General features: G+C 30.2%; 11 protein-coding genes. All 11 read right to left on the bottom strand.

Annotation, left to right across the window (positions count from 1 at the left end; translation table 11 throughout):
* Position 1 precedes the first annotated feature (1 nt).
* Positions 2-1066, bottom strand: a complete 1065-nt coding sequence (locus tag DFQ10_RS17940; protein ID WP_115818832.1) for a glycosyltransferase — start codon at positions 1064-1066, stop codon at positions 2-4.
* Positions 1066-2397 carry a glycosyltransferase family 2 protein gene (locus DFQ10_RS17935; RefSeq protein WP_115818831.1) on the bottom strand — a complete coding sequence of 444 codons (1332 nt, stop codon included), beginning with the start codon at positions 2395-2397 and terminating at the stop codon, positions 1066-1068. Before DFQ10_RS17935 ends, DFQ10_RS17940 begins: the two co-directional genes overlap by 1 nt.
* A gap of 9 nt (positions 2398-2406) precedes the next feature.
* Positions 2407-3471: an exostosin domain-containing protein gene (locus DFQ10_RS17930; protein WP_115818830.1), complete on the bottom strand. Its 1065-nt coding sequence runs from the start codon at positions 3469-3471 to the stop codon at positions 2407-2409.
* A gap of 93 nt (positions 3472-3564) precedes the next feature.
* On the bottom strand, positions 3565-4749 hold the full coding sequence (locus tag DFQ10_RS17925; RefSeq protein ID WP_115818829.1) for a glycosyltransferase family 4 protein: 1185 nt from the start codon (positions 4747-4749) through the stop codon (positions 3565-3567).
* 11 nt (positions 4750-4760) lie between these two features.
* Positions 4761-5687, bottom strand: coding sequence for a hypothetical protein (locus DFQ10_RS17920; protein ID WP_115818828.1), 927 nt, complete (start codon positions 5685-5687; stop codon positions 4761-4763).
* Positions 5687-7123, bottom strand: a complete 1437-nt coding sequence (locus DFQ10_RS17915; RefSeq protein WP_115818827.1) for an MBOAT family O-acyltransferase — start codon at positions 7121-7123, stop codon at positions 5687-5689. Before DFQ10_RS17915 ends, DFQ10_RS17920 begins: the two co-directional genes overlap by 1 nt.
* A 9-nt stretch (positions 7124-7132) precedes the next feature.
* Complete coding sequence (locus DFQ10_RS17910; protein WP_115818826.1) at positions 7133-8248, bottom strand: glycosyltransferase; 1116 nt, start codon at positions 8246-8248, stop codon at positions 7133-7135.
* Entirely contained in the window at positions 8245-10074 is a 1830-nt protein-coding gene (asnB, locus tag DFQ10_RS17905; RefSeq protein ID WP_115818825.1) for an asparagine synthase (glutamine-hydrolyzing), read from the bottom strand. Before asnB ends, DFQ10_RS17910 begins: the two co-directional genes overlap by 4 nt.
* A gap of 135 nt (positions 10075-10209) precedes the next feature.
* Positions 10210-11598, bottom strand: a complete 1389-nt coding sequence (locus DFQ10_RS17900; RefSeq protein WP_115818824.1) for an asparagine synthase-related protein — start codon at positions 11596-11598, stop codon at positions 10210-10212.
* 163 nt (positions 11599-11761) lie between these two features.
* Positions 11762-12673: a glycosyltransferase gene (locus DFQ10_RS17895; RefSeq protein ID WP_147299248.1), complete on the bottom strand. Its 912-nt coding sequence runs from the start codon at positions 12671-12673 to the stop codon at positions 11762-11764.
* Positions 12674-12825: 152 nt separating this feature from the next.
* Positions 12826-13803: a glycosyltransferase family 2 protein gene (locus tag DFQ10_RS17890; protein ID WP_115818822.1), complete on the bottom strand. Its 978-nt coding sequence runs from the start codon at positions 13801-13803 to the stop codon at positions 12826-12828.
* Positions 13804-13856 lie beyond the last annotated feature (53 nt).

Below are 13856 nucleotides of genomic sequence, written 5' to 3'. Positions count from 1 at the left end.
TTTATTGTTTGGCTATTAGTTTTTGATATATAGATATGCAATTTTCTAAGTAAGCATCTTCAGAATACTTTTTTGTAAAGAATGATTTTAGCTCCTTTACAAAATCTGCTCTATGCTCTAAAATCGTATTAATGTTAGTATTCCAGTTTTCAACATTAAAATCCTTTTGAATAAAACTAGGAAAAGTTTTTCCAACATCCATAGCAACTTCTCCTGTATTATATGCTACAAATGGAATTTGCATGCTTAAATATTCTATAGCGACTAAAGGTCCTGTTTCTGAAGTAGCACAATGCAAACCTAAATGGTATTTTGGTAATTCTGATACAATATTATCGCAATCTGTAATGATGGTTACCTTATCTTCAATTTTTAAATCACTTATAAGGTCTTTAATCTTGTGGTAATAGTTGAGATCTACGAGTTGTCCATAAATGGTATAATTATACTCATCTGAGCTCTGAGCTATAAGTTGGCACAAGAATTCGTAATTTTTTTGTGGTCTAAAATTCCCTACTGACACTATATGTATTTGAGTTGAAGATAAATTAGAATTTATACCAACCTTATTCTGCCTAACAATGTTAGATAATTTGAAAATATTAGAATTAATAGTATTACTCTTAGCCCAATTGGTAAGTTGATCGCTCACTCCAATATAAGCTGTACAGCGCTTCATGGCTTCTTTAATACTTGGTGAAATAGTTTTTTCAGTATCTATTTTTCCAAAATGATCTTGAAAAATAATCACTTTTTTCTTGTTTAATCTCGTTGTATAAAACAGCAAAGACACGTATCTTAAAACCTGTCTTAAATGAATATGAATAACGTCATACTTTCTTAAAATAATGTATAGTTTGATTAAGTATAATGGGTTGAATTTATTTTTTCGATGTAAATAAATAACATTAATATTCTTGTTTAATTGTTCATCTAATTTTGCTTTTTTTAATAAACATAAGACAGTTACATTGTATTGATTTTCATTTAAAATATTTGTAAGGTCTACCAAAACACGTTCAGCACCTCCTACATTTAAATGATCTATAACTTGTAATACTTTCATTAATTTAAAGATTCTATTAATGAACCCTCCTTTAATTTCTTAGATGCTAATTTCCATGATTTTATAACTTGAATCAAAATAATTGGTAAAATAAAAACGGATAGAAAAGCACCAATTACCATATAAAACTTATTGCCTTTAAATCGGTATGGCATAATTGAAGCAGGTACTGTTTTTAATAACTCCAACTTAGATTTATAATTACCATAATATTTTCGATATAAATACAAAACACTTGGAATTGGTCTTGGGTCTAACCATTTTTTAGTTCTAAAACTATCCCAACTGCCCATTTCTCGTAAACCTCCCGAACCTACTTTAAGATGTAATCGTTTTGCATATGGATTAGAAATATTTAAAAAGCCATTGATATGTGATCTTAATCCAAATTCTCCATCACCCATGCGTTGCTTTTCAAACTGCCTATCAAACAAACCTATTTCCCTGAATATAGATTTTTTTAGTAAAACGTTACCTGTATCTAATTGATCTGCTCTTCTAAAAAACGAATAGTGCTGAGGCACTTTATCACCAACTACGGAAATTGAAACACCAGATGAAATATCTGCATTAAAAAAATCTAAACATTTAAGGTGGTCTGTAATCCAGTTAGGTTCTACTCTGCTATCGTCATCAAATAACAATAACAACTCTCCTTTACTCAATTTTATGGCTGTATTTCTCGCCAACCATAGTGCACGCTCTTCTTGATATTTTACAGTTAACTTTAGATTAAACTCGTTAAAAAAAGCTTCGTTAAAAGGTAATGATTGATCTATAACAATAACCTCAATATTTTTATAATCTTGTTGTTCTAAATCTTTTAAGACATCTTTTAAATATTGATATCTATTTAAAGTGGGTATGATAATACTCACCAGAGGTTTATCACGTAATAATTGAGATTCAAAATTATCCCATTCCCTATAAGCAATAGGATGATTAAGATAATTAGATCGTTTTGTTGTTCTACTCTTTAGAAATGCTGAAATATTTTTAATGGGATTTTTAAAACTTATTAATCTTAAAATCAATATATAAAACACCCAAATAGAGTTGTAATATTTTTTTATAAATCGGTATTCGTCTTCTAATGGTAATGGCTCAAAAGAAGTGTACGTTTTTGCATTGCCAATATAACCTAATTGCACAGCTTGCCATGATAAGTCATAAGCTTTGGCTCTTTCACTTTTAAATTTCTCATCTGTATTTAAAAAAGACTTTATGGATTCATTTATAGTCTCAACAATAGGAAACACTGTATGATGCTTATCAACAGGAAGTGAAAAATAATTGGTTGGCTGTATGTATTTTAAAAACCTAAAAGGCACTATATTATTTTAGTTTAAATGATTAAATAACGTTTTAAAATATGAATCTAATTTTAATTTGTTTTCCCAAAGTTTTCTATTGCCTATAAAAAAGTCATTTAATGATTCCTCATTAAGATTGGCATGAAACTCTGCAACTATATCTGCTATGCGATGTCTATCTTTATATTCTACCCAAACCATATGGTCTTTCCAGTTAAAATAAGTATCGTGAGGCAACATACAGTCAGTATTTACAAACACAGGAATTCTTCCCATAGCCAAAGTTTCATACAATCGGACTGAAAAATTCCCAACACCTCTAGCGCACAATACATAATCTGAATCCTTTATATTATCAAAAAACTCTAAAGTAGATTTATGTGTGTCTTTTGTTTTTAAAAATTCTACACCAGCTCTATGTGCTTTTCTTATAATAAAATTAGCATTAATCTTTGGGCTATCTTGCAATAGTTCAACGAGTTTAGACCTTAGATGTTTTGTTGCTATAAGTTGATGAGGTGTTTTAAATCTTATTTTGAAATAAAAGAGCATATTACGAGCAAAAATCTTAAATCGTTCGTTAAAAGCCTCTGTCAGTCTACTATCTGCCTGGCCGCAAAATCCTACTGTTGGTTTTTCAGCATATGGTCTTTTAAAAACTTGAGTGGTTTGATAGTGCTTTTTTAATGGATCTGGTATTAATACCGGAATACATTGATGGTTGTTACTTAGTTTAGACCTATAACCTTGTTCTCTAATTACAATGACGTTTAAATGTTTAGGGAATTCTATACCAAAATCACTAGGAATTGAAATTATAACCTGCTTGTTTAATTGGTTGGCTTCTTCTATAAATTTAATGGCTTGTTCTGTCTTATTTGTTAATTTGTAATACAACCAAGACATTGTTAATATCACAAATTCTGCATCTTCAATTTTATCTACAAACGTATAATCGTTCTCGGAGACACCATATAATTCTATACGTTGTTTATCTGTAAAATCTGACTCTTTATAAAAAGGTTTGAGCAGAGGAAATAAATCTCTTCTATAATTTTTATCGTATAATTGACTTGGGTAAAACAGTTTCATAATTAATAATACGGAAGTTTAAATTACTACTTCGAGATAATTAGTTCTAAATAAAATCAGCATTATTTTGAATACCGCTAAATCCATACAATATTATGAGTTTTTATAAAATTCCACAAAGGATTTCATCTGTATTTCTGTATTAAACTTTGTTTCTACTCTTTTTACAGCTTGTTCCTTTATTTTGTCTAATTGAAGCTCACTTAAATTTATAATCTCTATAATTTTTTCGGAAATCACAATAGGATTTTGAGGTTCTACTAACCATCCTGTTTTAGTGTCTACTATATTCTCTTTGAGACCTCCAACGTTTGTAGCCACACATAACTTTCCTAATGCTTGGGCTTCTAAGACTGCATTACAAAACCCTTCATTAATACTTGTTTGCAAATAAATATCGCATTCATTCATTTTTTGAATGGTTTCTACATGTGATAGCTTATCGTAAAAAACCACATGGTCTTGCAATCCTAATTCTTCTACTAAATTTAAATATTGTTCTTTCTCTTTTTGGCTTCCACCTCCAATGATAAGATAACTAATTTGAGGATACTTCATTTTAAGTAAACTTATCGTTTTAATAGCTGTAGATAAATCTTTAATCCAATTAAGTCTTGCTACAGTGCAGATTACCATCCCCTTTTGGAACTTTGATTTAGTCTTATCTTTTATAGCATTGATAAAACTCATATCCACAGCAGGACTAACTATAACTACAGGAACACTTTTATCTAATCCCAATTTATAAGCTTCATCAACTAAATATTGAGAAATAGAATGTACCTTATCTATATTTTTCCAAAGTTTTACATAACAGTTTTTATGCTTTTTAGGATATTCATTAATATCAAACCCTCTAAAACTCACTGCCATTTTTGCTTCGATAGCTTTGGCAACCAGTTCACTTCCTATTGTTTGTGTTGCAAAACCAAAATGCAACCAATCTAATTTTGCTTTTAAAATATGGCTATTTATAAATAAAAGCTTTAGAAGTTTTAAACTTGAACTGCCACTTGCTTTTTCAAGCTTTAAAAAACGCCATACGTTTTTAACATGTGGTAGTAAGGATAATAATACAAATACATACTGAAATCCGAATAAAAAAATATTTTTATAGACGGTAGGCATTTTACAAACCTTACAAAGAGAAAAACCCTCTCTTTCTTTACCTACAAATAATACAACCTCAACTCCACTAGCTTGCAGTCCTTTTATTTTATTAATAAAAAAAGTTTCTGAATAATTTGGAGTATTCGATAGTATAAGGCCTATTATCATTTACCAGTTGGCTATTTCTTTAATTTATTTATTTGAATTGCTAAATCTAAGGAAAACTTTTTACCCGAAGATACCGTTAAATGATTTCCGTCTGTATAATTATATTGATCATTAAAAGGCATCATATTAATATATGGAATCCCGTACTCTTTAGAAGTATCATTCATTATATCATCAAAATTTGGCACCAATTCATTTTCAATTTCCAACATCGCATCAACAACAGGTATTCTAACGAGATATACTTGCCCATGTTCTTTAAATAATTCTATTGTTTTCTTTAAATAGCCACATCTGTATTCCGAAAATCCGCTATAATTAGTTTTTCTTTTTTTGTAACTAACGATTTTGTTCTGTGTTCGAGCCTTATTTGTAATCATATCAGACTCTATAGTGACTTCTAACCAACCATTGTTGTTCACAAAGAAAGTTTGATACATTCCTTTTCTAAATTTATTTCTTATAATAGATTCATTTTTAGAATTTAATGACTCTATAAGATATTCAATATTAGGATTCATATTCACAAAAGATGTTTTTGCTAATATGTCATCGTCTTCAAGATACTTCCCTTCTTTTTTATTTCCCAATTTATATTCTGATAAAGACCACGGTGTTACAGCAACAATAAATAACCCATTTTTTGAAGCTGCATTTAATTTGTTAGAAATGCTATTGTAATAAGTCTCTCCATAAGGCGAAATATTAATTGTAAACCCATAATTAAATAATCCTGTTGTTCTTAATACAGAATCAATAATATGTGGTTGGATACCTTGACTAGCACGAGATGAACCAACAATCATTGAAGATTGCTTAGGAGAAGATACTTTTTTATAATAAGCATCTGTTGTACCATCTGCCGAAGCAAAAACAACAAAAACACTAGCTAACAGGATAGCTAAAAAAAATGATGTATGTAATAAAAATCGTTTCATTAAAACTGAAAATAAATAAACTCTTGAGTTTTACCTCCAAATAAAAAAATAAGCATAGCAATAGAATAATAAATAAATAAACGTATTGGTTTAGGATATTTAAACCATAAACTTTCAATAGCATACAAATTTCGTCGTCCTGCCCATTCTATTCCTAAAAATAATATAATAAAAATAAATAAATCAGTTGGTCTTACTTGTGGCATCGTAAATAAGGATAAATCGGCTATTCTAGCAATATAATCAAAGGCCATTGGCAAATTTTCTGCTCTAAAAAACACCCATGCCAAAACTGTAAGACCAAACGTAAGTAGCATTTGCAATAACTCTTTTACAGTTGGCAACATACTATTTTGAGCAACTACATTAGTATGAACCCTATTTTTATTTCTCAATAATAAGGGTAAAAAATACACTGCGTTTAATACTCCCCAAAAAATAAAAGTCCAATTAGCACCATGCCAGAAACCGCTAACTATAAAAATAATAAATACATTTCTAATTTGGTTGCCTTTACTTCCTTTAGAGCCACCTAACGGAATATATAAATAATCTCTAAACCAAGTGGAAAGTGATATATGCCAACGACGCCAAAACTCAGCCATATCCCTAGAAAAGTATGGTGTTGCAAAATTCTGTTTTAAATTGAAACCAAATAATTTAGAAACACCAATGGCAATGTCTGAATAACCAGAAAAATCACCATAAATTTGAAAGGCAAAAAACACTGCGCCTAATACTAATGTACTCGCTGAATAAGTTTCATAGCCATCAAAAATCACATTAGCAAAGTAGGCACAATTGTCTGCAATTACTACTTTTTTAAACAAACCCCATAATATCTGTCGCAAACCATCTACAGCTTTGTTGTAATCAAAATGTCTTTTAACATAGAACTGTGGCAACAAATTTGATGCTCGCTCAATTGGACCTGCAACTAATTGCGGAAAGAAACTGACAAACGCAGCAAAGGATATAAAATTCTTAGTAGGTTCTAACTGTCGCTTATAGACATCTATAGTATAGCTTAAAGTCTGAAAAGTATAAAAACTAATACCTACAGGTAAAATAATATTTAAAGTGTTGGGTTGAATGTCTCGACCAAAAAATGAAAAGGCTTCAATAAAATTATCTAAAAAGAAATTATAATATTTAAAAAAACCAAGAAAACCCAGGTTTACAATGATGCTTAACCAAAGTAATAATTTCCGTTTGGTAGTGTCTTCACTTTTAGATAATGCAATTCCTACTGCGTAATCGACAAGTGTACTAAAAAGTATTAATGACAAAAAGCGCCAATCCCACCAGCCATAAAAGACATAACTAGCTACAACAATGAGTACATTTTGATATTTTAAATGCCTACCTAATACAAACCAATAAAGTATAAAAACTATAGGAAGAAAAACAGCAAAGTCTATTGAGTTAAAAAGCATACATTATAATTAATTGACCAGTTTAAGATATAAATCCTGACACCTTCTCACCTCTATATCAATATGATAATTTTCTATCACATATTCCCTAAAGTCATTTCCTAATTTTTCGTGTATGTCTTTTGAATTAGAACAACATGCTAATAATGCAGATTTCCAAGCCTCAATGTCACCAGCAGTTACCAAATGATCTGGAAATGGTTGTAATTGATCCTTAATTCCAGAAATATTAGAACCCAATACATTTTTACCACTAGCCATAGCTTCTAATAATGAAACTGGAGAGCCTTCCTTTCTACCTTTATTTAATGTTGGTAAAACCACAACTTCAGCTAAGCTTAAATAGTTCTGAATATGATTTTGTTTACCACAAAATAACACCTTTTCATTTAGTCCCAATTCAGTGGTTAAAGCTAACATCTCTTTTCCATATGGACTGTCATTATCTCCAACAATCATTAATTTCCAATCTGGAAATTGACTTGAAACACCTTTAAAGGCTTGTAATAAAATTTCAATACCTTTTATAGGCACCAAATTAGCTACACACATAATAACTCTATCTTTGGCTTGGAGTTGCCATCTTTGAGCTAAACTTTCATTTTTTTCTATAGGTTTAAAAGAATCTACATCTACTCCTCTTGGAATCAGCGTGGTTTTTTTTGAATTCCTAAAAAAATCAGATATCATATCCGTATTTTGAACTGCTATGGCTGAAGCTAAAAAAGTTCTTAAATACCATCCATTTTTAGAAGCTCCTCCCCAATTCATATTCTTTTTCGTATACACCCATTTTACACCTGCCATTTTTGCGGCTAAAGCCTCTGTATAATCTGCAGCATAATGAAAGCTATGAATAATATCTGGGTTAATTTTTTTGAATTCCTTGCTGATTTCATAGCAAGCTTTCAATCCCTTTATATAAGGTTTTATAGGTGGTGTATAATTAAAAACATGAACAGGAATACCAGATTTCTCAACCTCTTTAAAAAATTCACCACGACTATGAAAACAAGCAATATGAATTTCAAAACGTGTGGTATCCATTCGTTTTGCCACATGCAATAAAGCTTTGCCACTACCTGCGGAATCAAAATTAGGAATTGTAAACAAGATTCTTATCATTTCAATAAGGCATATAGTGTAAATAATGGCCACTTTAAATCTTGTTCTTTATTACCATGCGATTTGAGCATTTTCTCTATTGCAGCACGTTCAAATCCAAAATCTAATAAATTAGCATCTAATAAGCGTTCTGTAATCAGTGGTTTTAAATCGGCTCTAAACCATGCACTAAGCGGAACAGAAAATCCTTTTTTTACAGTTTCTTCCTGAACTGATGGAATTCGTTTATGTAGTATATTTTTAAGCACTTGTTTACTTTTATTTTTACCATAGCTTAACAAAGGATCTATTTTTAAGCTAGCTTCAATCATTTGTTTATCTAAAAATGGTACTCTCACTTCTAAACTATTTCCCATGCTTGCTAAATCTACCTTTCTTAATGTTTTTTGCATCATTCCATAAAATTCCGAATGACGCATATTCTGCAATAAGGTTCTTGTATCTTTTGAATTACTATAGCTATAAACATCATATTCTTCTGGTAAAGAAATGTTATTTAAATCTGGAGCTAATGCCTCTAACCATTCTTTTCTAAATCTAGAATTAAGTCCTTGTTGTGCTTCGCCTTGACGTGAAGCTAACAGTACGGCATTGAATTTCTTATTTCCAGAAGCATATTTATCAAAACCATAGATTCCTTTACGCAAAAGGCTTGGGTGTTGTTGGTATTTAATATTCTTACCCACACTCCAAAAGCGTTCATACCCAAAAAATAATTCGTCACCACCATCGCCACTTAAGGTAACCGTTACTTGCTTTTTAGCTAACTTAGAAACTAAATAAGTAGGTAAAATACTAAAATCTGCCATTGGTTCGTGCAAAGTATTCATAGCCTCATCCCAATAATGCAACATCTCTTTAGCATTCAATTTCCAAATGGATTGTTGCAATTCTAATGCTTCTGCAAATTGCTTAGCACGCTCAGATTCATCGTGAGTTTTACTATCAGAACCAATAGTAAACAATTGAGCCTCTTTATGATATTTCTTAATACTAGTGCCTATTAAAGCAGAATCTACTCCACCTGATAAAAAACCACCAATTGGCACATCTGAAAGCAACTGACCTTCTACAACTTTATCTAGAACAGATGAGATATAGTGTTCTGCTTCTTGTGAATCTGTTATAAATGATGTTTCATTAACAGGTAATTCCCAATACCTTTGATGACTTTTTTTACCTTCTTTATTAAATGTAATTATTTCACCTGGTAATACTTGAAACGTATCCGTATGTAAACCATAAGCTGCTGGTAAAAAATGTTGTTGCAAATACAACTTTAAAACCTGAGGATTTACAGATTTCTGAGCATAAACAGGGTGATTTGTTATTTGATCATATTGGCTTGCTGCTACCAGCGTATGACCATCCCAACCATAAAATAAAGGTTTAATACCAGCAAAATCTCGAACTAAACTCAATTCTTCGTTTTGATGGTTATAAATAACTAGAGCAAACATGCCGTTTAGTTCTTTAACCGTTTTTTCTATTCCCCATGTTTCTAAACAAACCGTTATAGTTTCAGTATCACTATGACCTTTATATCTGGTATAATTTAATTTTTTTCGTAATTCTAAATGGTTATATATTTCACCATTAAAAACAATGGTAAACTTTTTATTTGCACTTTGCATAGGCTGTTGACCTGCAACTGAAGTATCCATAATAGCCAATCTATTAAATCCCATTTGCAAGAGAGGCGATATGGAAACATAACCAGAACTATCTGGACCGCGTTTGTGTGATAATGCGAGTAAGCGCAAAAAAGCGTCTTTTTGAAAACGTCTTTGACTTGATAGATTATATTCCGTTAAAAATCCACACATTATTATTAACTTTTATAAATTAAATTTGAATACACAAAACTATATTTAGTTTAAGCTATTCAACTTCTACAAATATCTAAAATTTAGGAAAGGTATTTAGGTTAATATATCTGAATTGTATTTTATAAGGCATAATCATATCTTTTTATAATTTTTATTCCAAACCGATAAGGTCAATAACATGCTAATGGCATGAGAATAAAAAACAGCGTCATCTGTTTTAAATTTATTATAAAAATCATCAACCAAGTCCTTTCCTACTAAATTCAAAAATTCAGGTTTATATAAATAGTTACGCAATTTTTCGTCATTTTCTTTCCCTAAAAATTGCAATTCCCAATTACGTTGAATGTATTTTTTTCCCAAGAGGTCTTCAGTCTTACGTTCTAATTTATTCTTTATGCGATACGGCAAATTATATGGCGCTTTATTTTTATGATAATTATACAAATTATACGGCATCTGATCTTGCCACGGAATAGCAGCTACTTTTGGGTTTCTATTTTTTATGTATGCTATTTGAAGTTTCCTATCTGCTAAATATTCTTCTGGTATTTCACAAATAAACTGGCACATACGATCATCATAATATGGCACATGTACTGGATGTGCAGCTTGAAAAAATGATAAACTCACAGATGTCCAACGTGGCGCCCAAAACAAACTTTTAAACGCTCGTATTTTTGCCCCTTTATGCGAAATATCTATCTGATCTAAGAGTTTTTGAATACGTGTTTTTAAATAACTTTCAAAATCTCCTTCCAAATTCCAAGATACCCATAAAGCTTTAGCCAAATCTAAGCCTCCTTTCTTAATCACTTTCTTATAGATTAAGTCTAATTCTGATACGTTCGCATCTTTTGAAGCGATTCCTCTATCAAACAATACATCTCCCCAATGTCCCAAAGAGAATTCTCCTTGCATCATTTTAAACTTTTCTAATACCGCCATTTGTCTTGGATGTGTAAACTCCGAATAGCACTTATTAATAGTTGCTGCATCTTCTAGAACATCCCATAAATAATTAGGTGGAATAATTAATGCATCAAAATCGAAACCACAGGCTTTGGCTATTTGTTCACTAATTTTATGCTCTTTAAAACCACCAGCAAAAGAATATGAATAACTTTGTACATCCGCTTTTATATGCTTTAAAGCCACAGCTTGACTTCTACTATCTAAACCACCAGATAAAGGTAATATCACTCTATTTTCTGCTGTTTGCTCTTTAACAATTGTTTCAAATAAATCTGTGAATTCATCTAGAGCAGTACTAAATGAAATATCTCTTGGTTTATAGTACCAATTAAAATTAGATACTTCGCTTTGTATATTTCGTTCGCTGTCTAAAACATAAGATTTTCCTGGTTGCAATACTTGTTCATCTTTAAAAAAACTATCGGCTTCTAAGAAAAAACCTAAAGCGATAAAAACACAGATAGCCTCATGATTTAAGGCATGACTTTCGTTTACTTTAGCAAAAACCTGATTTACAGGAATAATAGGAATTGAAATTGTTTTCATATTCTAGCGGAATCGAAGATAATAAATTTTAAAGCTATTGCTAGTATTGCTTTGAAATGTTACTAAAATAATTAAAATCCTGTAATATCATTAAACAAATACATACTTGGGAAGACTATAGTTCATAAATTAAATGTTGTTAAATCTTGAAAATTATTATTTTCTATTCAAAGGATTGTATAGTGATTCCGAAATAACCAAAGACGTCTTTCACTTGGGTATCATTACCACTTTCAAAAACATTTTTAGAATGTAAATTTTCTTTCTGAGAATTAGGAATCTCAATAAATTCCTTAAAGTAAAAATTTGTAAAAACCACTGGTATTTTATTTTCCATCTCGCCTGCTTTCAGCCAAATATCATCACCTATACAATTTGTTTTTCTAATACCTTCTAGGTCATACAAGGAATTCAGAAAAAACTCAGGCTTATATAAAACACCACCAACACCTGTAGCAAAATTCATTTTTGAAGGTTCAATATTATGCTCTTTATTAATTTTCCAACCTCTATATGGCAAAAAATCATCATTTTCAATGATCATACTTCGAACACGATTGGCCACAACACATCTTGGAAATTTATGATGAACCTTTAGTAAGGTGCTTAATAGATTTGTAGGGTATATAATATCATCATCAACCGTGACAACAAGGTTATTTTGATATTTTTGCATAGCATAGAAGTATTTCGTATGAGCCTTTAAATCATCACAAAATTCAATTTCTAATCCAAAAGGTTTTAATTCTAATAAGTTTTGTGGTAAGTCTGCTTCGCGATTTGGGAACAATTCTTTGCCTAACCATAAAACTATTTTTTGAGGCCTTTGGGTTTGATAAAGCATACTCTTAATTGCCAAATAAACAATGTTAATTCTTGCAGGAAAAGAAGTTAAACTAACTATAACATTACTATTGACATCTACTCCCAAAGCGCGTGTAGAAATTATCTTATAACTTTTTGGTAAAGAGAACTTTAAGTATTTATATAGTTGCCATAGCAACCATTGACTTAACTTACGGAATTTTGTAGGTGTTTTTCTAGTTAGATAATAGTTGTAGAGAGAGTAAATCATAAATTATTTGACATTTTACAGTCACTTAATTTTTTATTCAAAGTTAAAAATTTATAAACGAATATAATTGTGATTAAATATATATTTTAAAGTTCCTATTTCGGCAAATTAATACGCTTATGTTATTAAAGCTGAGATTAAGACCTATATATTTATTTAAAAATATGCTTTTCTACATATCGCTTATCATTAAACTTCATTTTCACAAATTGTGTTGCGCCTTTATTTATTAAAAACTGGGAAATCATACACCCAAATAAATAAAATTTTTGTGGAATAGATAAATAAGGAAACGACAACAATCTTTTAAATGCTTCAACATAAAAACCATTTCTAACCATAACTTTAAGACTATTTAAACACCTATGTCTATAATTAATTATACCTTTTAAATGCTTTTGTTCTATAAAATAATTTAAAATCATTGAATAAACTTTATATATAGAAGTCATCTTAGAAATATCTTTGTCAGAACCGTGGGTCATTGAGCCATTATGCGCTCTTACCGTATAAAGTATTTTATTAATATGAACTATCTTTAATGCTTCATTGGATGTGAAAAAACGAAAGAAAAAATCTAAATCCTGATTTTTTTTCAATGTTTCGTCATATTGAAATTTTTCAATTTTATCTTTACGCAACATAAAGGATAAAGGTCCAAAAGACACCAAACCATCTACTAAATCATTAATAATATTACCACTAAATTCTTTATTGGCAATTCGGGTTCTTTCTCCGTTCATATTAACATTTTCAAATGCCGAAAAAACAACATCTGTGTCTAGGTTTGTAATAAATGGTTGCATTTTGGATTCAATATGATCTAATGCCATTACGTCGTCACTATCAAACCATTGAATAAAATCACCTTTACTCATTAAAAAACCATAGTTTCTGGCACCATTTCCTCCACTAAGATGCTCTTTAGGTCTATGATGATATTTATAACGCTTATCCTTACTAGTATAATCTTTCATTATCTTATCTGATTCATCTGTGCTACCATCATCCACAACAATACATTCCCAATTTGAATAGGTTTGTGAGAAAACAGAATCTAACGTTTCACCTATTAAATGGGCACGGTTATAAGTGGGAATAATAATGGATACAAGCGGTTCTTCTGTCATTTTTTTATGATAAAAATTTAATATACAATTTCAATCTACCATTGGGATTAATT

Source organism: Winogradskyella eximia (assembly GCF_003386165.1).
In the GTDB taxonomy this organism is placed as follows: domain Bacteria; phylum Bacteroidota; class Bacteroidia; order Flavobacteriales; family Flavobacteriaceae; genus Winogradskyella; species Winogradskyella eximia.
Note: the sequence above shows the minus strand (reverse complement) of the source record. Positions and strands in the feature narration are given on the sequence as shown.

Coding starts and splice junctions, on each gene's coding strand:
- DFQ10_RS17940 (WP_115818832.1), bottom strand. CDS start 1,066: ATGAAAGTATTACAAGTTATAGATCATTTAAATGTAGGAGGTGCTGAA.
- DFQ10_RS17930 (WP_115818830.1), bottom strand. CDS start 3,471: ATGAAACTGTTTTACCCAAGTCAATTATACGATAAAAATTATAGAAGA.
- DFQ10_RS17925 (WP_115818829.1), bottom strand. CDS start 4,749: ATGATAATAGGCCTTATACTATCGAATACTCCAAATTATTCAGAAACT.
- DFQ10_RS17920 (WP_115818828.1), bottom strand. CDS start 5,687: ATGAAACGATTTTTATTACATACATCATTTTTTTTAGCTATCCTGTTA.
- DFQ10_RS17915 (WP_115818827.1), bottom strand. CDS start 7,123: ATGCTTTTTAACTCAATAGACTTTGCTGTTTTTCTTCCTATAGTTTTT.
- DFQ10_RS17910 (WP_115818826.1), bottom strand. CDS start 8,248: ATGATAAGAATCTTGTTTACAATTCCTAATTTTGATTCCGCAGGTAGT.
- asnB (WP_115818825.1), bottom strand. CDS start 10,074: ATGTGTGGATTTTTAACGGAATATAATCTATCAAGTCAAAGACGTTTT.
- DFQ10_RS17900 (WP_115818824.1), bottom strand. CDS start 11,598: ATGAAAACAATTTCAATTCCTATTATTCCTGTAAATCAGGTTTTTGCT.
- DFQ10_RS17895 (WP_147299248.1), bottom strand. CDS start 12,673: ATGATTTACTCTCTCTACAACTATTATCTAACTAGAAAAACACCTACA.
- DFQ10_RS17890 (WP_115818822.1), bottom strand. CDS start 13,803: ATGACAGAAGAACCGCTTGTATCCATTATTATTCCCACTTATAACCGT.